This window comes from Nocardioides sp. J54 (assembly GCF_000519005.1).
Taxonomy (GTDB): domain Bacteria; phylum Actinomycetota; class Actinomycetes; order Propionibacteriales; family Nocardioidaceae; genus Nocardioides.
Window position 1 is genome coordinate 124,858 of record NZ_JAER01000006.1, and the last position, 20,385, is coordinate 145,242.

Annotated in this window: 17 protein-coding genes; 10 read left to right on the forward strand and 7 right to left on the reverse strand. The window is 74.2% G+C overall.

Annotation, left to right across the window (positions count from 1 at the left end; genetic code table 11):
• Positions 1–67: 67 nt before the first annotated feature.
• A complete protein-coding gene (locus tag NOCJ54_RS0106405) occupies positions 68–1,441 on the forward strand; it encodes an FAD-binding oxidoreductase (RefSeq protein WP_028654841.1) in 1,374 nt (457 codons plus the stop codon).
• Between the two features lie 82 nt (positions 1,442–1,523).
• On the opposite strand, the gene NOCJ54_RS0106410 is transcribed toward NOCJ54_RS0106405, so the two are convergent.
• Both NOCJ54_RS0106410 and NOCJ54_RS0106415 read right to left on the reverse strand, forming a co-directional pair.
• Positions 1,524–2,222 carry a response regulator transcription factor gene (locus tag NOCJ54_RS0106410; protein WP_028654842.1) on the reverse strand — a complete coding sequence of 233 codons (699 nt, stop codon included), beginning with the start codon at positions 2,220–2,222 and terminating at the stop codon, positions 1,524–1,526.
• On the reverse strand, positions 2,200–3,033 hold the full coding sequence (locus NOCJ54_RS0106415) for a hypothetical protein (RefSeq protein WP_028654843.1): 834 nt from the start codon (positions 3,031–3,033) through the stop codon (positions 2,200–2,202). Before NOCJ54_RS0106415 ends, NOCJ54_RS0106410 begins: the two co-directional genes overlap by 23 nt.
• Before the next feature lie 213 nt (positions 3,034–3,246).
• Here NOCJ54_RS0106415 and NOCJ54_RS29345 point away from each other — a divergent pair, with 213 nt between their 5' ends.
• The 4 genes from NOCJ54_RS29345 to NOCJ54_RS0106435 all read left to right on the forward strand — a co-directional run bounded on the left by NOCJ54_RS29345 (position 3,247) and on the right by NOCJ54_RS0106435 (position 8,564).
• Positions 3,247–5,316, forward strand: a complete 2,070-nt coding sequence (locus tag NOCJ54_RS29345; protein WP_051485533.1) for a hypothetical protein — start codon at positions 3,247–3,249, stop codon at positions 5,314–5,316.
• Positions 5,313–6,053: a CDP-alcohol phosphatidyltransferase family protein gene (locus NOCJ54_RS28080; protein WP_028654844.1), complete on the forward strand. Its 741-nt coding sequence runs from the start codon at positions 5,313–5,315 to the stop codon at positions 6,051–6,053. The genes NOCJ54_RS29345 and NOCJ54_RS28080 overlap by 4 nt, the downstream gene beginning before the upstream one ends.
• A complete protein-coding gene (locus tag NOCJ54_RS0106430) occupies positions 6,050–7,006 on the forward strand; it encodes a glycosyltransferase family 2 protein (RefSeq protein ID WP_051485534.1) in 957 nt (318 codons plus the stop codon). Before NOCJ54_RS28080 ends, NOCJ54_RS0106430 begins: the two co-directional genes overlap by 4 nt.
• 136 nt (positions 7,007–7,142) lie before the next feature.
• The gene (locus NOCJ54_RS0106435; protein WP_028654846.1) at positions 7,143–8,564 is read left to right on the forward strand and encodes a cellulase family glycosylhydrolase; all 1,422 of its coding nucleotides are present in this window, start codon (positions 7,143–7,145) and stop codon (positions 8,562–8,564) included.
• Positions 8,565–8,648: 84 nt separating this feature from the next.
• On the opposite strand, the gene NOCJ54_RS24195 is transcribed toward NOCJ54_RS0106435, so the two are convergent.
• Genes NOCJ54_RS24195 through NOCJ54_RS0106460 form a run of 5 tightly spaced genes read right to left on the reverse strand, consistent with a single transcriptional unit; the run spans position 8,649 to position 14,974 of the window.
• A complete protein-coding gene (locus NOCJ54_RS24195; RefSeq protein WP_051485535.1) occupies positions 8,649–9,824 on the reverse strand; it encodes a hypothetical protein in 1,176 nt (391 codons plus the stop codon).
• On the reverse strand, positions 9,821–11,065 hold the full coding sequence (locus tag NOCJ54_RS24200; RefSeq protein ID WP_051485536.1) for a hypothetical protein: 1,245 nt from the start codon (positions 11,063–11,065) through the stop codon (positions 9,821–9,823). Before NOCJ54_RS24200 ends, NOCJ54_RS24195 begins: the two co-directional genes overlap by 4 nt.
• Positions 11,062–11,937: a sulfotransferase domain-containing protein gene (locus tag NOCJ54_RS0106450; RefSeq protein ID WP_028654847.1), complete on the reverse strand. Its 876-nt coding sequence runs from the start codon at positions 11,935–11,937 to the stop codon at positions 11,062–11,064. The genes NOCJ54_RS24200 and NOCJ54_RS0106450 overlap by 4 nt, the downstream gene beginning before the upstream one ends.
• A complete protein-coding gene (locus NOCJ54_RS24205) occupies positions 11,934–13,451 on the reverse strand; it encodes a polysaccharide biosynthesis C-terminal domain-containing protein (protein ID WP_051485537.1) in 1,518 nt (505 codons plus the stop codon). Before NOCJ54_RS24205 ends, NOCJ54_RS0106450 begins: the two co-directional genes overlap by 4 nt.
• A complete protein-coding gene (locus NOCJ54_RS0106460) occupies positions 13,448–14,974 on the reverse strand; it encodes a hypothetical protein (protein ID WP_157514806.1) in 1,527 nt (508 codons plus the stop codon). The genes NOCJ54_RS24205 and NOCJ54_RS0106460 overlap by 4 nt, the downstream gene beginning before the upstream one ends.
• Positions 14,975–15,750: 776 nt before the next feature.
• Here NOCJ54_RS0106460 and NOCJ54_RS0106465 point away from each other — a divergent pair.
• The 5 genes from NOCJ54_RS0106465 (at position 15,751) to NOCJ54_RS24215 (ending at position 20,360) form a co-directional block, all read left to right on the forward strand.
• Positions 15,751–17,184 (forward strand): sensor histidine kinase, encoded by a 1,434-nt coding sequence (locus tag NOCJ54_RS0106465; RefSeq protein WP_198020131.1) that lies wholly within the window; start codon positions 15,751–15,753, stop codon positions 17,182–17,184.
• On the forward strand, positions 17,181–17,873 hold the full coding sequence (locus NOCJ54_RS0106470; protein ID WP_028654850.1) for a response regulator: 693 nt from the start codon (positions 17,181–17,183) through the stop codon (positions 17,871–17,873). The genes NOCJ54_RS0106465 and NOCJ54_RS0106470 overlap by 4 nt, the downstream gene beginning before the upstream one ends.
• A 122-nt stretch (positions 17,874–17,995) precedes the next feature.
• Complete coding sequence (gene pssD / locus NOCJ54_RS0106475) at positions 17,996–18,445, forward strand: PssD/Cps14F family polysaccharide biosynthesis glycosyltransferase (protein WP_028654851.1); 450 nt, start codon at positions 17,996–17,998, stop codon at positions 18,443–18,445.
• Positions 18,442–18,945 (forward strand): glycosyltransferase, encoded by a 504-nt coding sequence (locus NOCJ54_RS24210; protein ID WP_051485538.1) that lies wholly within the window; start codon positions 18,442–18,444, stop codon positions 18,943–18,945. The genes pssD and NOCJ54_RS24210 overlap by 4 nt, the downstream gene beginning before the upstream one ends.
• Positions 18,942–20,360, forward strand: coding sequence for a sugar transferase (locus NOCJ54_RS24215; protein WP_051485539.1), 1,419 nt, complete (start codon positions 18,942–18,944; stop codon positions 20,358–20,360). Before NOCJ54_RS24210 ends, NOCJ54_RS24215 begins: the two co-directional genes overlap by 4 nt.
• The last annotated feature ends 25 nt before the right edge of the window (positions 20,361–20,385 follow it).

Genomic DNA, 20,385 nt, shown 5'->3' on the forward strand with positions numbered 1-20,385 from the left:
GGATGGTCCCGGACCGGTCGCAGGGCGCAGGGTTCTCGGCACCAACCCCGAGAACGAAGGAACCAGCATGACCACCACCCCCGACACCGGTGCCCTGGCCACCCTCACCAGCGGGTGCCCGGTGCACCTCCCCGGCGACCCCGGGTACGACGCTGCCACGACCCCGTGGAACCTGTCGGTCGAGCAGCGCCCGGCCGCGGTCGCGGTCCCCCGCACCGTCGACCAGGTCCGTGACGTCGTCCGTGCCGCCGCGGCCGCCGGGCTGAAGGTCGCGCCGCAGAGCACCGGGCACGGCGCCGCGGCCCTCGGCGAGCACTCCCTGGAGGACGTCGTCCTCGTCCGCATGCACGAGCTGACGGGCGTCAGCGTCGACCCGGCGGCCGGCACCGTGCGGGTCCTGGGCGGCACGCTGTGGCAGGACGTCGTCGCGGCCGCCGCCGCGCACGGCCGGAGCGTGCTGCACGGCTCGGCCGGGGACGTCGCCGTCGTCGGCTACGCACTGAGCGGCGGGCTCTCCTTCTTCGCCCGCCGCCACGGCGTGGCCGCCAACTCGGTCCGCGCGGTCGAGGTCGTCACCCCCGACGGCGAGCTGCGCCGGGCGAGCGCGGAGGAGCACCGCGACCTGTTCTGGGCCCTGCGTGGTGGTGGCGCCGGCAACTTCGGCGTCGTCGTCGCCGTCGAGCTCGGCCTGCTCCCCTACGCCGACGTCTTCGCCGGCATGCTGCTGTGGGACCGCGAGCGCGCGCCCGAGGTGGTGCGGGCGTGGGTGGAGTGGACGCGCACCGCACCGGACAGTGCGACCACGTCGCTGCGGGTCATGAGCTTCCCGCCGCTGCCCGAGCTCCCGCCGTTCCTGTCCGGCCGCGACCTGGTCGTCGTCGACGGCGCGATCCTCGAGGACGACGAGCGGGCAGCAGAGGTGCTCTCCCCGCTGCGGGCCCTGGCGCCCGAGATGGACACCTTCGGCCGGATCCCCGCGCCCGCGCTGCTCGGCGTGCACATGGACCCGCCCGAGCCGTCGCCGGCGGTCGGCGACCACAGCGTCCTCGGCGAGCTCGACGACGCCGCCGTCGAGGCGTTCCTCGCCCAGGTCGGCCCGGGCACCCGCAGCGGGCTGATGTTCGCCGAGCTGCGCCACCTCGGCGGCCAGCTCGCGAGGACCGTCGCCGGCGGCGGGGTGCTGTCCTCGGTCAGCGGCGAGTACGCGCTGCTGTGCATCGCGATGGCGCCGACGCCGCAAGCCGCGGTGGCCGGTCGGGCCGCGGCGTTCGCGGTCAACCGGGCGATGTCGGCGTGGTCGCGCGTCTCCCTCGTGCCGACCTTCGCCGAGACCCGCGTCGACGCGAGCCGCTTCTACGACGCCCACGACTGGGCGGCACTGTGCCGGGTGCGCGACGAGGTCGACCCCGACCGGGTGCTCCTCGCCAACCACCCGCTCTGACCCCGCGAAGGGGTGGGCCCGGTCCGCATCGGCGGACCGGGCCCTCCGTCGTACCCAAGCGGTGGGACGGTACGACGGTCGTTCAGCTGCGCGCGCGGGGGAACACGTCGAGCGACTTGCGGTACATCGCGACCGCGGCCAGCTGGGAGTCCACGCCGAGCTTGCGGCGCAGCGACTTGACCTGGCTGCGCACGGTGGCCTCGGCGACGCCGGAGGCCTCGGCGATGTGCTTGACGCCGATGCCGTCGTAGAGGGCACCGAGGACCTCGTACTCGCGGTGGGTGAGCAGCTCCATCCGGCGCACCAGGTCGCGCTGCTCGTCGGCGACGTCCTCCCAGGCACGCACCGCACGGGTCCGCAGCCTCGGCGGCGTCGGCGAGCGCCCCGCAAGGGTCTCGTAGAGCGCGCGGACCAGGCCCGCGGTCGAGGTCGTCGTCGGCAGCACGCCGACGGCTCCCGCGGCCAGGACGGTCCCCCAGCGGGGGCCGACCTCGCTGTCGGTGAGCACCACCCACGGGATGCCGCCGCTCTTCACGACCACCTCGACGTCGTAGAGCAGGTCCGGGGTGCGCAGGTCGCACATCACGACGCCCACCCGCGCCCCGCTCAGCGACAGCCGCCGGCGGAAGGCCCGGATCCCGCGACGCTCCGGCCAGTCCAGCACGGTGGCCCGGAAGCCCTGCGCGGTGAGGGCGGCACCGATCGCCTGCCCGACCAGTCGACGGTCGGACACCAGCACCACGCGGCGGACCGCGGCGTCAGCGGACGTCGACGACGACACGATCGATCGTCCCGTTGAACTGGTCCGCGGACTTCTTGTCGAGGCGCCCACCGGCACCGACCTTCGCGCCGATCGACATCGGCACGGTGCCGAAGCGCAGCTCGCCCGGGTCGTCCTCCTCCACCCACTCCTCCGGTGCGGCGCCGCCCTCGAGGTCGGTCAGCCGCATCCGCACCTCGCCGGGGCGCACCGAGCAGGACAGGCGGTACCACCGTTCGGGCTCGACCGGCTGCTCCGCCGCGAGGAACACCTCCCCCGCGGTGCCCGCGGCACGGCACGACGGCTTGCCGTGGTCCAGCTGGAGCTTGAGCTGGGCGGGGTCGCCGAACCGGCCCCACTGCACGAGGTTGTCGCCGTCGTCACCCGGGCGCGAGGGCGCGGGCGGGTCGGCACGGAAGTCGACCTGCATCTCCACCGGTCGCCCGCCCGGGTCGAGCCCGGCCAGGCTGGAGGGGTCCGGCCACACCACGATCGCGGCGGCGCGGACCGGCTCGTCCTCCGCGGCCGCGACCGGGGCGCGCACCGCCCAGCCGTTGCCACGGTCCGGGGTCCAGGTCAGGGCACCGCCGCGAGCGGTCACCACGGTGGTGTTGACCCGCGCCGTGCCGACGTTGGTGACGCCGGGGACGACGTCGCCGGGCACGACCGGTTGGTCGAAGTCGAAGAGGATGTCGTACGACGCGGGGTCGACCTGGTCGCGCGACACCGGTGGTCCGGTCGCGGCGACCGGGGTGGTCGGGTCCTCACTGGCGCCGCACGCGCAGAGCACGCACACCACCGGCAGGCACACGACTGCGGTCCGGGCGCTCATGGCTCACCAGCATGCCCCGACACGGGGCCGCGCTCCGAGTGCGCTCGGCCTCCTGGCGTGGAAGGCATCGTCGCCGTCTCCCTCCCGTGCTCGTACGGGCCACGTCCGTCGATTCCGACCGTAGGCCGGGCGACGCACCCCGGACCGGGCCGCGGGCAGGTTCACCCAATATTGGTGAGTCGCCTCCGACGTGCTGACGGGTTCCCTAGAGCCATGCCGGAGGTGACCGGGACCGAACCTCCGACCACGAAGGTGGCCCGCAGGGCCTTCGTCGTCGGTGTCCTCGGCCTGCCCGCCTGGTGGCTGCTCGGCATCGCCTCGTTCGTGCCGGTCCTCATGGTCCTGCCGATGGCGCGGGACCTGTGGGTGCGGCGCAACCGCAACGTCCCGCCGCACTTCGGCTGGTGGTTGCTCTTCCTCGTCTGGGTGCTGCTCGGCATCGGCACGCTGTGGGCGCTCGCGCCCGGTTCCGCCGACACCGGCGGCATCGCCCGGATCCTCGTCTTCGGCTACCGCTTCAGCTGGTACGCCGCCTGCACGGTCCTGCTGCTCTGGGTCGGCACCACACCGCAGCGGTGGCTGCCGGACCGACTGGTGCAGCGGGTGCTCGGGTCGGTCTTCGTCGTGGCGGTGGTCGGTGGCCTGCTCGGCATCATGGTCCCCGACCTCGCCGTGCCGACCGTCGCCGAGCGGGTGCTGCCCGGCGGGCTGCGCGGCAACGAGTTCGTGCGCACGCTGGTCTCCGCGGAGGTCGCCGACGTCCAGCGCGTCCTCGGCGACGACGCACCCCGGCCGAAGGCACCGTTCGCCTACACCAACACGTGGGGCAGCGTGATGGCGCTGTCGCTGGTGTTCTTCCTCTCCGCCCTCGGCACGCTGCGCCGCAGGCGACGGTGGTGGGCCGCCCCGGTCCTCGTGCTGGCGGCGGTCCCGGTGGTGCTCAGCCTCAACCGGGGGTTGTGGCTGGCCCTGGCCGGCGCCGCCGTGGGCTTCCTGGTCCTCGCAGCCGTCCGTCGCAACACCGTCGCCCTGGTCGCGCTGGCCGGGGTCGTCCTGTGCGGGGGGACCCTGCTCACCGCGACCACGCTCGGCGACACCATCCAGGCGCGCCTCGACAACCCGCACAGCAACGACCGCCGCTCGCAGCTGCTCGTCGCGACAATCGACTCGATGACCGAGGGCTCGCCGGCGGTGGGCTTCGGCAGCACCCGCGACCCGGCCGGCTCGTTCTCCTCGATCGCCGGTGGCGCGACGGCGGACTGCTCCGCGTGCGGCGTCCCGCCGCTGGGCACGCAGGGCCAGCTGTGGCTGGTCCTCTTCTCCCAGGGCTGGATCGGGGCGGCGTTCTTCCTCGCCTTCTTCGTGCTCACCCTCCTGCGCCACATCCACTGCCGCACCACGCCGGCGACCGTCGCCACCTTCGTGGTCGGCACCTTCCTGCTCCAGCTCGCGGTCTACGACACCCTCGGGCTGCCGATGATGCTGGTGATGGCCGCGATCGGCCTGGCCTGGCGTGAGCGTGCCGAGCGGCGACGCCTCCCCGCGATCGGCCGGCGCACCGCCGCGGTCGTCACCGGCACCGCCGTCGTGGGCGCCACCATCGGCGCGGCGCTCGGCGCGACGGGCGAGCCGGAGCGGTCCAGCAAGGTCGCGGTCGCGCTGACCGCGGCGCCGACGTACCTGGACGCCGGGGTGCCCGCCCCTGCCAGCCAGGACCTCGGTGAGCTCACCTCGGTGCCGACCACGAGCAGCGTCGACACCGAGGCCGCGCTGCTGCTCTCGGAGCGGGCGCTGAGCAGGGCGAGCGTCCGCGCGGGCCTGCCACCGTCCCGGCTGCGCGAGGGCGTGGCGGTGAGCGCGCCGCCGTTGACGACGGTGATCGAGATGACCGTGACCACCCCGGCCACCCGTGACCCGGCGCAGGTCGCGCTCGCCGTCGCCGAGGAGTACCTCGCCGAGCGGCACCGCTTCCTCGAGGCGCGCCGCGACGACCTGCTCGCCCGGCTCCGCACCACCCTCACGGCGAGCAACCCGGTGGACCCGGCCTGGACCACGTCGCGGACCTACCTCCGCTCGGCCATCGACCACCTCACCACCCACCAGCCCGAGGTCGGCCGGGTGATCCGGGTCGGCGAGCCGCGCCGGGTGCAGCACGACCTGTCGGTGCCGGCGACCACCGGCCTGGCGCTCGGCGGCCTGCTCGGACTGGCCGGGGTGCTCGTGCTGCGGCGCGTCCCCGGTCCGCGCCACGCACCGGCCACCACTGCAGGGAGGAAGCCGTGAGCACGACAGCCCCGACGCGGGACATCTGGACCCGGGCGGTGATCGACCCGGTCGCCGACCCGCTCGCCCGCCTGCTGGCGCCGCGGCCGTGGGTGACCCCGAACCGGGTCACGGCCGTCTCCGGCGTGCTCGGCGTCGCGGCGGCCGCCTGCCTGGCCACCGGCCGGCTGCGGCTGGGCGGAGCACTGTTCCTGCTGCGCTTCCTCGCCGACTGCCTCGACGGCAAGGTGGCGCGGGCGCAGCGCAGCAGCTCGCAGCGCGGCGCCCTCCTCGACGTCGCCACCGACGTGGTGACCGTGACCGCGGCGTACGCCGCCCTCGCGTGGTGGGCCGTGCGGACCGACCGGGTCGACCCGGCCCTGGCGGCGCTGCTGCTCGGTGCGCTCGGCACCTACGGCTGGAGCCTCACCCACCGCAAGCTCGTCGCCGGGGCGGTCGACGGCGGCAGCGGCAGCTCCCGGTTCCCGACCGCGACGGGCAACCCGCTCGTCGACCGGTGGCTGCGGCTGTGCCACCGCCAGCACATGCGGCCGGTGCCGTGGTCGGTCGAGGCCGAGACCCTCGCCCTCGGCCTGCTCCCGCTGGCCGGGGCCACCCCAGCGGCCGCCGGGATCCCGGTCGCCGTCGCGTTCTACCTCGTCGCCACCGCAGCCAACCTGGCGCGCGGCTGGCAGCTCGCCGGACGGCTGGACCGGCGCGAGCACACCGGCAGCCCCGAGACGGAGGAAGCAGCATGAGCACACCCCACGCGACCCACCCGAGCCGCGAGGCCGACCCGGGCGGCACGGCCCGTCCCGACGTGGACGTCGTCATCGCCACGCACCACCGGCCCCAGGAGGTCCGGGAGGCGATCGCCGCCGTCCTGGAGCAGGAGTACGCCGGCCGGGTCCGGGTCCTCGTGGTCTTCGACGGGTCCGACCCGGACCCCTCTCTCGCGCGGCCCGGCGACCACCGCTCGGTCGAGGTGCTCGTCAACCAGCGCCGCCGCGGCCTGGCCGGGGCCCGCAACACCGGCATCCTCACCAGCACCGCCGAGCTGGTCGCGTTCTGCGACGACGACGACCTGTGGCTGCCGGGCAAGCTCGAGCGGCAGGCGGCCATGCTGGCGTCCGGCGGCCCGGCCACGTGCGTGACCGGCATCGAGGTGACCTACGACGGCACCAGCCACGTGCGGGTGCCGAGCCCGGAGGACCTCGACCTGCGCAACCTGGTCCGGCACCGGGTCATGGAGGCACACCCCTCCACGGTCGTCGTACGACGGACCGCACTGCTCGACGACATCGGGCTCGTCGACGAGGACATCCCCGGCAGCTACGGCGAGGACTTCGACTGGATGATCCGGGCCGCGATGGCCGGTGGGTTCCACGTCGTCCCCGCCCCGCTGGCCCGCGTGCGCTGGGGCGGGTCCCAGTTCTCCCGCAACTGGTCGACGATCGCCGAGGCCATCGACTACGGGCTGGCGAAGCACGCGGTGTTCCACGACGACCGCCGCGCACTCGCCCGCCTGCTGGGCCGCAAGGCCTTCGCGCTCGCCGCGATGCGCCGTCGCGACGCCCTCGCCTGGTCGCTGCGCTCGGCGCGCCAGTCGGTGCTCGAGCCCCGTGCCTACCTGTCCGCCCTGGTCGCCCTGCGCCTCGTCAGCGCCGACCGCCTGCTGGCCACCGCCCACCGTCACGGACGCGGCATCTGAGCGATGGCCCCCCTCCCCCTTTTTGGGGGAACCAATTCACGTCGGTCCCCTCCCGACCGATGGAATCCGTGTCGTTCTGACACGACGGACCGGCCCGCGCACGGTGTGGGCCGGCCCAGGGGAGGGGTTGAAGGCGATGACGAGCGTCCATCGCACGACATGGCTGTTCGCCGCGCTGCTCGCACTTGCTGCGGGCGTCGTCGCGGTGCTGCCGACGGCACGATCGGCTGAGACGACGGTCCAGGTGAGCAGGTTCGAGAAGGGGCTCGCGGGCTTCAGCGGCACCACGTCCACGCGGGTCGCGCTCTCACGTGAGGGCGCCGGCCGCCAGCAGAGCCGCGCGCTCGTGCTGCGGGCGAAGCAGGCCGGACCGGCCAGCACGCAGCGGCGGCAGGCCGTGGGCGAGCACGACCGCGGCACCCGTTTCGTCGTCGACGGCTGGGCCCGGGCGTCGGCGCGACGCACGGTGGCGCTGCGCGTGGTCGAGGTCTCCGGCGGCAAGGTGCTGCAGAGCAAGGTCGCCCGGGTCGTCGCCGGCCCGAAGAAGTGGCGGCGGCTGCCCGTGGCCATCACCGCGAAGTCGGCCGACTCCTCGTTGCGCCTGACCGTCCGCTCCCCCCGCCTGCGGGCGGGTGAGCGCGTCCTGCTCGACGACGTCCGCGTCGTGCGCACCGTCGCCTCCACCACGACCACCCCCGGCCCGGCGAAGCCGGGCACGTGCGCGGTCTCCCAGCGGGGCATCCCGAGCTGCGGGGTCTACGTCGGCGCTGCCCACGGCTCGAACACCGACCCCACCGCGCTGGAGTCGAAGCTCGGCCGCAAGCTGGCTGTGCGGCGCACGTACTTCACCGCCTCGGGCGTCACCAAGGCGGTCTCGACCGCCCGGACCGACCTCGCTGCCGGCCGCCTGCCGTGGATGAGCTTCAAGCTCCCCCACTCGTGGCCGGACATGGTCGCCGGCAAGGGCGACGCCTGGGCGAAGGACCTCGCGAAGCGCCTCGGTGAGCTCGACGGTCCGGTCTGGGTGGCGTTCCACCACGAGCCCGAGGGCGACGGCAACATCCAGACGTGGCGCAAGATGCAGGAGCGCCTGGCGCCCATCGTCCGCTCCGCCGCGTCCAACGTGGCCTTCACGGTGGTCGTGACCGGCTGGAACCAGTTCTACGGTGCCGCCGAGTACCGGCTCTCCGAGATCTGGCCGCGCGGCGTGAAGGTCGACGTCGCCGGGTTCGACATCTACCAGCAGTACGGCGTGGTCAAGAACGGCAAGACCACCACCAAGTGGACCGACTTCTCCGAGTACTACTCGAAGATCGCCACCTGGGCGCGCACCGTCGACGTCGCCTGGGGCCTGGGCGAGACCGGCGTCACCGACTCCGCCGCCCGGGCCCGGCCCGAGGAGATCGCCAACAGCGTGAAGCTGATGGAGGACTACGGCGGCATCGCCTACAGCTACTTCGACACGACGCTGAACAGCATCGCGAACTGGGCGCTCAGCACCGCGGTGAAGCAGCAGGGCTTCGCGTCGGCGCTGGGCGGCACCACCCGCCTGAAGTAGCGCCTCGGCCCGCCCGGGCAGCCGGGCAGCCGGGCAGCCACCGCACGACCGGTCCCGCGGGGCTGGGCGCGGCCGGGAGACCGGTCAGCCCAGCCCCGCGAGCCGTTCCAGGGCCACGAGGGTGTGCATCGCCCGGTCGGAGATGTGCTCCCCGCCGGCGACCTCGGTCAGCCGCAGGTAGCGCGCCAGGATCTCGACGAGGTAGAGCAGGCTGCTGCAGCGTGCCTGCTGGGCCACCCCGGCGTGGCGCTGCTCGGCGAGCGACAGCGCCCACACGACGCCCTCGGCGGACGGCGGCGTGCCGTGGTTGAGCGCGTTCACCTGGTAGTGGATCGCGTCGAGCCCGGCGGGCACGCCCTCCTCGAAGCGCTCCCAGTCCCACAGCAGCACGCGGTCTCCCGCGGTCGCCATGTTCCACGGCGTCCAGTCGCCGTGCCAGGCACCGAACGGCAGCGGGTCGCGGCCGGCGGCGAGGGAGACGTGGTCCATCGCCCGCTCGAAGCGGCTGCGGGTGACCGGGTCGGCGATCTCGCCGGCGAGCTGCCAGCGGGTCGACCACCAGTCCGAGTCGACCAAGGTCCGCTCCTCGCGCCCGAAGGCGGTCTCGAGCTCCGCCATCGCTCGCTCGGGCGGGTCCGTCGGCCGCCGCAGCCGGGGCCACGCCGAGGTGGGGAGCGGCCCGCTGACCAGGACCGGCCGGCCCCGCCAGCTGCTGCGCGCCAGCAGCTCCGGAGGTACGACGGTCCGGAACCGCCGCGTGCCGACCCGCGCCAGCGCCTCGCCCTCGGCGAGCACGTCCTCGACCGTGCTGTCCGACCAGCCGACCTTCACGAACGCCAGGCAGGTCCCGGTCTCGTCGAAGACCTGCAGCACCGGCTTCTGGTTCACCCGCGCGCTGCCGACCGTGATGCTGAAGGTCACCTCCGTCCCCAGCACCTCGGAGAGGTGCTCGGCGAGGCTGTCGTCACCGCCCCGGACCTCGACCCGGTTGCGCAGCAGGCCGGGGGCGACCCGGACCGCGGCGCCGGCCGCGGCACGGGTCGTCGAGTCGCGCCACGTCGATGCGGTGCTGAACCGCCGCAGGGACGCACCCGCCGCCACGGCCGACTCGACCGGCACGAGCACGGTCGGCACCTTCGAGCGGCTGACCACGGCGTAGCGGGCGCGGACCGGCCGTCCGTCGTACGAGGTGCCGGCGGGGACGACGTCCGCCCCCGGCCACAGCTCGGCCGCCGTCTCGAGCAGGTCCACGCCGCTCACCCCTGCACCGACCGGTCCTCGCGCACGCACGCGAACAGGTGCCGGCCGTAGTTGTCGGCGTACGGGCCGACCGCGTCGCGGTCGGGGCCGAGGTCGAGGACCTGGTCGAAGGTGGTGTGCTCGAGCAGGAAGCTGCGGATGTGCTCGGGGTTCCACCCCTTCAGCGAGCTGCGGAACCAGCGCTCGTGCTCCTGGCCGGTGTCGAGGAAGAGCACCTTGCCCGTCACCTTGTCGAGCAGCTTCACCAGCTCCTCGGGCTCGCAGCTGCCGCGGCCGAGCACGAAGTGGTGCAGCAGGCTGAAGCAGGAGACGACGTCCCACTGCTCGTGCGTGCCGCGCAGGTGCTCGACCGCGTCGCCGAACCGGATCCGGGCCGGGTCGAGGCCGTAGGCGAGCCGCCCGACGGTGCCGCCGAGCGAGTCCTGCTCGATGCCCTCGCTGGCGAACCCGAGCTCGCCCATCTGGTGCACGAACCAGCCGTAGCAGCTGGCCACGTCGAGGTAGCGGCCGGAGAGCGACGGCAGGCGGTCGCGCAGGAAGCTCTCCATGGACTCGAGCCGGTCGACGCAGCAGCGCACGGTGGGCCACAGCGCCTCGAGCTCGGGGGCGTCGAGCGGCTGGTAGAGCTCGCGCCCGCCCTTGAGCCACGACATCTTGCGCAGCAGGTCCTGCAGCGGCGTGGTGACCCGGCCGCGTCGTACCCGCACGGAGACGGTGGTCTCGCCGGCGGCGGCCGCCAGCGCGATCCGGTGGTGGCCGTCGAGCACCTGGTAGCAGTCGGAGTCGGCGATCGGCACGACCAGGACCGGCACGCCCGGGGGCGAGTGGTGGTCGCCGGTCACCACCGGCGTCTGCTCCCCCGCCGCGCGGGCGAGGAACTGCCGGGCCTGGCGGACCACGCCCTCCTCGTCGGTCGCGGCGAAGTAGCGCCCCGTGTGGCGCACGCAGGTCATCGCCATCCGCCCGTACGACGACGCGAGGATCTCCTGGTCGGTCTGGGACGGTCCGCGCTCGATCATCTCCGCGTGCGGGCCGTCGACGACCCGGCGGGAGGGCCACAGCGGGTCGCCCATGGCGTCGGCGAACTGGTGCCCGGTGGTGCCGTTCTGCCCACCGAGGAGGAGCCGCGGGATGGGGACCTCCCGGGTGCCGGGGTGCCACCGCGCGACCCGGGCGAGCCGGTGCCGGGTCCCTGCGGTGAGGATCCCTCGTCGGTCGGGGGACGTGCTGATTGCCGTCATGCTGGTTCCTTTCGCCAACTGGGCTCGCGGCCCAGGAGCTCTGCCAGAGCCGCGTCGTGCTCGTCGAAGTACGCCCGCAAGCGGGCGACCAGGGGTTCGGGGAGGGGTTCGCGCGGACGCTCGTTCCACCTGCCGACCTCCGCCGGCCGGTGCACCGCCAGGCCGAGCTGCTGCTGGAGGTCCACGTAGACCGGCACCGGGTCGGCGAACAGCTCGTCCGCGTCGACGACGTGGACCCGGTCTCGGCCGAGCGCGTCGATGAAGCGGCGCACCTGCACGGCGTACTCGCCGCGCTGGAGGTAGGCGTGGTGGCGGTGGGCGAAGCTGACCGCCGTGGGGTCGGCGGCGAGCAGCTCGGCCTGGCCGGCCGTGCGCTCGGGCTCGCGGGCGACCGCCTCGTCGAAGGGCAGCGACTCGAAGCCGCGGGCCGCCTCGTGGCGGTGCGCCGAGTGCGCCCGGACGACCGGGTCGCGGACCATCACCACGACGTGGCACTCGGGCAGGTCCCGGGCGATGCGCTCGGCGGCGAGCGGGTGGAACAGGTAGTAGCCGCTGCACTCGAAGGCGGTGCGCCGCCACCGTCCGGGCCGGCGCAGCGGGAAGTGCGCGCGGTACCAGCGCGGGCCGCGGCGGTAGTTGTCGTCGAAGTAGCCGGTGCCCTTCGCCGCCGTGGGGCGGCACAGCTGCGGGTGCTCGCTGAGCAGCCGGAAGAGGGTGGTCGTGCCCGCGCGCTGCGCGCCGACGACGATGAACGCCGGCCGCTCGCGCAGGTCGGCCGTCAGCCAGCCCCACGCCAGCAGCAGCGACTTCACGGCACTGCGTGCCCACGGCGGGAGGGAGCGACGCACCCGGCCGGTGATGGTGCGGATCATGCCGCCACCGCCTCTCGTTGCCGGCCGGACCTGAGCCCGGCGACGAAGTGGTCGACCGCGAGCGGCTCGCGCAACCGCCACACGGCGGCGACGTACGCCGCGCCGGCGAGCAGGCAGGCGAGCACCCACGTGAGCGGGGTGAGCCCGAGCAGGACGTGGGCGGCCCCCAGCGGGACGAGCAGGCAGCCGACGGGCAGGGACGCCGCGCGCAGCAGCGCCCGGACCGGCACCTGGAGCTCGATGTCCGACCGCAGCTGCACGACCGCGAGCAGGCAGCGGACGACGACGGCGACGACCCACGCCACGGCGGCACCGGCGATGCCCATGCGCGGCACGAGCAGCAGGCAGAGCCCGACGTCGACGGCCAGCGCGACGAGCGTGTTGGCGAGGCTGCGGCCGCTGCGGCCGATCATGAGCAGCAGCGTGTCCACGGGGCCGGACGCGACCGCGACGAGCATCCCGCAGCACATCACCACCGCGACCGCCACCGCGTCGCCGGTCACGTAGCCCTCGCCGAACCAGCCGAGGTACGCCGCCGGCGCGGCCACGACGCACAGGTAGACCGGCCAGGCCGACAGGATGCTCCACCCGGTGGTGACCGCGAAGACGCGACCCACCAGCGCGCGGTGCTCCGGCCCGTCGCCCTCGGCGAGGATCATCGTGAACCGCGGCTGCACGACGGTCGAGACGGCCTGGTTGGCCAGCTGGCCGAACACGACGAACCGGGTGGCCACTGCGTAGAGCGCGGCCTCGGCCGGCGAGAGCAACCAGGCGACGACCACGACGTCGACCTTCTGGATCGCCATCTGGGCGACGCGGGCGACGCCGCGCAGCCAGGTGAACCGCCAGAAGTCGCCGGCGGAGACGGTCTCCCCCGGCCCTGCGGGTCCGCCGTGCCCGGTGGATCCCGGTCGGCGGAGCACCACCCGCAGGGCCCGCAGGGAGAGCAGGGCGGAGACGACGTACGCCGCCGCCCAGGCCGCCGCGATCCCCGCGCCGGACGGCTCGGTCGCGACCACGAGGGCCACCAGCACCAGCTGGACACCGGGGCGCACCAGCCGGTCGATGAGCACGGTGGCGCGGAACAGCGCGTGGGCGCGGATCGCGGCGAGCGCGAGGTCCGAGGCCGCGGCGAGCGGCAGCGCCCACACCAGGGCGCGGGTGTCGCTCCAGACGGCTGCGAGCACCAGGGCCAGCACGGTGGCGGCGACCAGGACGGGCACGGCCGCGGTCCGGACGAGCGGGGCGACCGCGGCGGGGTCCCCCGCCCGGAGCACGAACCGGGCCAGGCCGGTGTCGGTGCCCAGGCCGGCCGTGGCGAGGGCGAGGAGGAACACCGCGGACGCCGCGAAGAAGCGGCCTGCGGTGTCAGCGGGCACCGTGTGGGTCACGAGCAGCACCAGGCCGAACCCGGCGACGGTGCTGACCACGGCACCGAGCAGGGTGCCCGCGCTGCCGCGCGCGACGGCGCGCAGGTGCCCGCCGGCGCGGTCGGCGGCGTCGGACCGGGTCACGGGCGCTCCTCCCCTGCCTCGGTGCCAGCCGACGCGTCGGCATCGACGTCGACGTCGGCCTCCACCTCGGCAGCGGCCTCAGTTCCGGTGCCGGGGCTGGCAGCGGCGGCGGAGCGCCGCACCTCGACCACGCCGGCCAGCTCCGCGCCCTGGCGCTCGACCTCGGCCTGGAGGTCGAGCAGCTCGGACCGGGTCGACGAGCCGGGGGTGACCTCGGTGAGGACGGCGCGCGAGGCCCGGAGCAGGGAGCGGCCGGCCGGCGTGGAGAGCGCAGGCGCGTGCACGACCACCAGGTCGGCGCGCTTGGCGAGCTCCTCGAGGCAGGTCCGCATCTGCGCGGACGCCGTCAGGTCGTCGAAGCCCGGGTGGTCACGGTCGGGGTGGAGGGGCTGCAGGCCGTGGCGGAATCCGGCCACCGGGACCAGCACGTCGCTGGCGACGGCGTCCTGGAGGACCATCTCGGCGAGCGCGGCGCGGTCCGCCGCGCGGGCCAGGTCGACGGCGACGACCTCGTAGCGCGCCCGCGTGAACGACTCGACCAGCGGCTCGAAGAGCGCCGACACCCCCGCGGTCAGCGGGGCCACCGTCACCACCAGCGGGCGCTCGGGGGCGGCCAGCACCGCCGAACGGGCGCTGGCGACGAGGTCCTCGGCCGGCGCGTCCGGGTCGTCGACCACGCCGAGTGCGGGCACCCCCGTGCCGGCCAGGTCGTCGAGGTCGCGCACGGTCAGCGCGGCAGCCCGCGTCCGTCGTACGACGCCGACGAGCACGCACAGGGCGAGCCCGCCGATCCCGCCGGTCGCCGTCATCACCACGGAGTCGGCCGTCGCGCCGGCAGGCGACACCTGCCCCGGCGTGACGACCTGCCCGGGGTCGAGGCCGATTGCCTGGGCCGTCGCCAGCTGCGCGCGCAACGAACCGATCTGCACGACGATCTCCTGGAGCTGCTGCTCGACCAGCCGTCGCTGCGGCGCGGTGGGCGAGAGCTTCGACAGCCGGGCGAGCGCAGCCTTGCGCTCCTCCTCACGGACCTCGACGAGCTCCTCGATCCGCGACGTGCGGCCGAACACCGACGACTCGGTGCGCGCCCGGCGGAACTCGAGGTACACCTCGGCGAAGGCCGACGCCCGGGTCACCGCGGTCTCGTCGTCACGCGCCCGCACCGTGATCTCGAGCAGCTGGGTGTTGGGCGGCACGGAGACCGAGACGCTGGACAGCAGGGCGGCCGGGGTCGCGGGCGAGTCGAGGCGCTGCAGCACGGCCCGGGCGACGGCGTCCGAGCGGAGCACCTGGGCCTCGGTCTCGAGGTTCACCAGGTCGTCGCCGCGCCCGCCCGGGCTGTAGGCGTTGCCCTCGAGCGGGTGCAGCATGATCGTCGCCGTCGCGACGTGCTGGCGGTCGTTGTAGCGGGCGAAACCGTAGCCGGCCAGGGCGCCGAGCAGCACGACCAGCGCCACGGCGAGGGTGGTCCGCAGGACGCGGGCCCCGCGCCGCGGCACACGCGCCGTGCGCACCTTGCTCATGCCGATCACCGCCGTCGAACGGGAGGGAGAAGCCGCCGGGCCGGTCACCCAGCGACCGCTTCATCATGGGCACCGGCAGAGCGGGTGTGGGGCGCCGCGGACTGATACACCCAATTTGTGGGACGTCCACCGGAACGGCCGCGGAGGGTGGCCCGCCAGGCCTTGCACAACCTGCCCAATTTCAGGCATGCCGGGCGGTCCCGGACGGCGTCACGATCACAGGGCCCTCCTGACCGAGGGCCGTGCGAGTGCGGGGGCGGTGAGGCGAATGTGCTCTACCACCACCAGTCGGCGTCTACCGGTCCCCGGCCGACTTCGGCGACACATCGCCCGGGGCGTGCCTTCCCGTGTCCGCCTTCGTGGCCGTCCCCGCACTCGCGCCACCGACCGCCGCACCGGCCCCGTCCCGGGCACCGGGTGTGCCGGGTCGGCGGTGACCGGGTCGTCCGCAGCTGGGGGGTGCGGGTGTCCCGGTCACCCGCCGGCCAGGGCGGAGAGGCGTGCCGGGGCGCACTGCACCCCGAGTACCTTCTCAGCAACCACACCTGCACCATCTTTTCCACGGGTTTCAGCGCGTTGTCGCCCACCTGAGTCAAAAATTGGGTACGTTCCGCCGTTCCGCCACGCTGACCCCCGGGGCGACGCATAATCGCTGCATGACAGGCCAGTGGGACGGCCGGGTCAAGACCTACGTGGGGCATGGAGTGGGTCACCGGATGCGGAGCCGTCAGCAGGGGACGCACCACCGTGGGGAACAGAAAACTCTCGGTTGGGCGTTGCTGCTGACTGCCCTGATGCTGCACCCCTACGCCATCCTCGCCCTCGAGGGCACAGGTGACGATCCGGTGACTCTTGCCGGGAACGTGTGCACCGTAGTGGCGGACCTGATCCTGATCGGGTGCGCACTCGTGCTCGCCCTCGACGCCCGCACCGCCAGGTGCGCCATGCGGGCCAACCTCGCCACGATCGCGATGCTCGTCGCCGTCCAGGACCTCCCCCTGGTGGTGATGGCCGTCGCTGATCCCAACCTCAGCGGGCACGCCTTCCGGTTGACCGGGGGCCACGTCCTCACGGTCGCCGCCGTGCTCGCCCTCGTCGTCACCGGCTCGCAGCGCGGCCGGCCGCCACGGCGCAACCCGCTGGTCGCGGGCCTGCTGCTCGGCGGCCTGCTGCTGGCGATCCGGATGGCCGAGGTCGTCCTCGACCCGGTGCCGTACCTGCACCTGGGCAGCGTGGTCGACGTGCTCCTGATGCTGCTCCTCTGCGTGCTCGGCGCGCTGGTCTGCGTGGCCATGATGCGCTCGCCGCTGCCGCGACAGGCCTCGGCCCAGATCACGATCGGCGTGCTCTCCCTCGTGCTGGCCCGGCTCACCGCCTCGGTGATGGAGGCCGCGACGCCGCCGCCGGCCATGATCGTCGGGGTGCTGCTGTCCAGCGCGATCCTGGCGACCACGTCGATCTCGCTGCTGCTCGGGACGCTCAGCCACCGCGAGGCGCGCGAGCACGACCTCCAGCACCGGGCGGCGGTCGCGGAGGCCACGGTGCGCCACGACCGGGAGGTCGTCCACGAGGTCCGTTCGGCCACCGCCGGGATCGTTGCAGGGGTGCACCTGCTCGCCAACGACAAGGTGCCGCCCGGCCCGCGGCGCAAGGCACTGCAGCGAATGGTCGACGTCGAGGCGTCCCGCCTGGACCGACGGATGTCGCGCGCCCGGGCGGAGGAGACCATCGAGCTCGAGCTCGACGACCTGGTCGAGCCGCTGGTCGTGGCTCACGCTGCGCAGGGCCACGACGTCGTCTGGTGGCCCTCGGGCAACCGGGTGGTCGGCCGCCACGACGCCGTGGTCGAGGTGATCAGCATCCTGCTCGCCAACGCCGCTCGCCACGCCGGCGGCGTCGGCACCGCGATCGACGCCCAGCTCGTCGGGGACCAGGTGCACGTCTGCGTGTCCGACGGCGGCCCCGGGATCGCCGACGACGTGCGGGACCGGGTCTTCGAGTGGGGGGCACGCACCGCGACCTCCGTGGGTGAGGGTGTCGGCCTGCACTGCGCGCACCGGCTCGCCCGGGAGATGGGCGGCGACCTCCGGCTGGACGACTCGCGCTCCCCCAAGGAGGGCGCCTGCTTCGTCCTCGTGCTCCCGGCGGCGGCCACCGCGGTCGCCCCACGTCCGGCGTCGCTGCACGCGCCCGCGGGGATGACCGGATGACGCGTCCCAGCAACGCGACGCGGGTCACCATCGTGGACGACCACGCCCTCTTCGCGGAGTCCGTGGCGCTCACCCTCGAGAACGAGGGCTACCAGGTACGACGCATCGACCTCGCCGACTCGCGAGCGACGCTCGCCAGCGTGCTCGCCGCCATCCTCCGCGGCAACCCGCGGATCGTCCTGCTCGACCTCGAGCTCGGTCGCGTCGGCGACGGGATGCGGCTGATCACGCCGCTCGCCAGCAACGGTGTCGCCGTGATCGTGGTCACGGGCACCGTCGGCGGCACCTGGCGCGGGGAGTGCCTGCGCCGTGGCGCCAAGGCGGTGATGACGAAGACCAGCCCCCTCGAGGAGGTCATCGCCACCGTGCGCCGGGCTCGCGACGGCCTGCCGCTGATGAGCCGTGAGGATCGCGACCGGCTGATGACCGAGGCTGCCCACGGGCAGGACGAGGACCGCGAGATGCGGTCCCGCCTGGAACGACTGACCCGCCGCGAGATGGAGGTCCTCGGCGCACTGATGCGCGGCGCCCAGGTCCGCGACATCGCGCGGGAGAGCGTGGTCTCCGAGGCGACGGTCCGCACGCAGGTGAAGTCGATCCTGGCCAAGCTCGAGCTCAGCTCCCAGCTGTCGGCGGTCGGCGCGGCGTACAAGGTCGGCTGGCGCCCGCCGGGCGAAGCCACCACCTGACGAGACCGCGGAGCTCTCACCGGTCCCGGCTCCCACCGATCCCGCATTTCGGGCATGCGGGTGCCGGGACCCCGTCCCTACTGTCGGAGGGCGCCCATCACCTCCGACCTCCGGGACTCGTCATGCGACTGCTGTTGGTCTCCTCCTCAGGCGGACATCTCGCCCAGCTGATGTGCCTGCGCTCCTGGTGGGAGAAGCACGACCGCCACTGGGTCACGTTCGACACCGACGACGCCGTCGCCAAGCTCCAGGGCGAGGAGGTGACCTGGGCGCACCACCCGACGACCCGCAACGTGCGCAACCTGCTGCGCAACACCACGCAGGCGCGGCGCGTGCTGGAGCGCACCGACCCCGACGTGATCGTGTCGACCGGCGCGGCCGTGGCGGTGCCGTACTTCTGGCTCAGCAAGTGGCGCCGCTCCTCGACGGTCTACCTCGAGGTCTACGACCGCATCGAGACCCCGACCCTCACCGGTCGGCTGTGCCGCCCGGTGACCGACCTGTTCCTCGTGCAGTGGGAGGAGCAGCGCCGGCTCTACCCGTCCTCGGTCCTCGTGGGGGAGCTGTGGTGACCTCCGACCGGCCGCTGGTCGCCGTCTTCGTCGGCACCGACCACCACCGCTTCGACCGCCTCGTCGACTGGGCGGCGCACCTGCACTTCGGGGGCCGCTTCCGCTTCCACGTGCAGCACGGCGCGACGCCGCTGCCGCCGGGCCTGCCCGGCTCCCCGATGCTCGACGTGATGCGGCTGGACGCCCTGCTCGAGCGCGCCGATGCCGTGGTCACGCACGCCGGCCCCGGCAGCATCATGGACGCCCGCGAGCGCGGCCACGTGCCGGTCGTCGTCCCGCGCGACCCGGGGTTCGGCGAGCACGTCGACGACCACCAGCTGCGGTTCGCGAAGTTCCTGGCGCGACGAGGCGTCATCACCACGGCGTACGACGTCGACCAGCTCGCGACGCGGCTGCAGTACGCCACCGTGGTGGGCCGCTCCCGGCCCACCGACGAGCGAGGCACCTCGCCGACACTCGCTCGCTTCGAGGCGATGATCGAGGAGCTGGTCCACCGATGACGATCCTGGAGGCCCGCGCCCTGGCCGTGCCCGCCACGGCCGGACGCGCCCGCATGGAGCCGGTCGTGCACCGCGCGAGCCGGGTGCTGCTGGCCGGCGACGCACTGGCTGCGACCGTCGTCGCCGCCCTCGCGATCAGCGGGCCGACCGCGCTCGACCCCGACCTGGCCGGGGCGTTCGTGCTGGCCTGGCTGGTCGCGGTGGCGCTCACCGGCGACTACCGCCTGCCCGGCACCCTCGGCCTGCGCGCACGCCGGCTCGGCCTGGTCGCCCTGGCCCTGCCGACCTTGGTCCTGCTGGCCACGAACGTCCTGCACCGCCCGCTGCTCCCCGGCACCGCGACGGTGCTGTGCCTGTCGACGGCCGCGCTCGGCATCGCCGGTCGCGGCGTCCTCGCAGCGGCGTCCCGGCGCGGCTTCGTCGTGCTCGGCCTCGTGCACCGGGTCGTGGTCGTCGGCTCCAGCGAGAGCGCGACGACCCTGCTGCGCCGCTTCGACCAGGTCCGCGCGGGCCGCTTCGAGGTCGTCGGCGCCTGCGTCGCCGACGACGGCACCTGCGAGGTCGCTCCCGGCCCGGTCACCCACGGGCTGCAGACCTGCACCGGTCTGGCCCGGGCGTGCGACGCGGACGCCGTGCTGCTCGCGCCCGACCCGACGATCGACCCGGCCGAGCTGCTGCGCCTGCAGTGGGCGCTCGACGAGTCCGGCCTCGACACCTTCGTGTGGGCCGGGGTGCCCGCCCCTGCCGGCGGACGGACCTCCCTCGACCTCGACGGCCTGCCGCTGCTGCACGTCGGCCGGCCCCGCCGGCTCGGCCTGTCCTACGCCGTCAAGCGCCTCCTCGACCGGCTGCTCGCGCTGGTCGCGCTGCTCCTGGCTGCACCGGTGATCGCCGTGCTCGCGGTCGCCGTCCGGATCGACTCGGAGGGCCCGGCGTTCTACCGCCACACCCGGGCCGGCAAGGACGACACCCGCTTCACGATGTGGAAGCTGCGCACGATGACGGTCAACGCCGCCGCGGTGCGCGCCCAGCTGCACGAGGCCAACCAGGCCGAGGGGCCGCTGTTCAAGATCCGGGAGGACCCGCGGGTCACCCGGCTCGGCAGGTGGCTGCGCCGTACCTCCCTGGACGAGCTGCCCCAGCTGCTCAACGTGGTGCGCGGCCAGATGTCGCTCGTCGGGCCGCGTCCCGCGCTCCCGTCCGAGGTGGACCAGTACCACCCCGACGTACGCCACCGGATGATCGTGCACCCCGGCATCACCGGGCTCTGGCAGGTCTCCGGCCGCTCGGACCTCTCATGGGAGGAGTCGGTGCGGCTCGACCAGCGCTACGTCGACGACTGGTCCCTCATGCTCGACCTGAAGATCCTGCTGCGCACCGTGGTCGCGGTGTGCCGGCGGGCGGGGGCGTACTGACCCGACGAGCAGTCGGCCTCGGTCG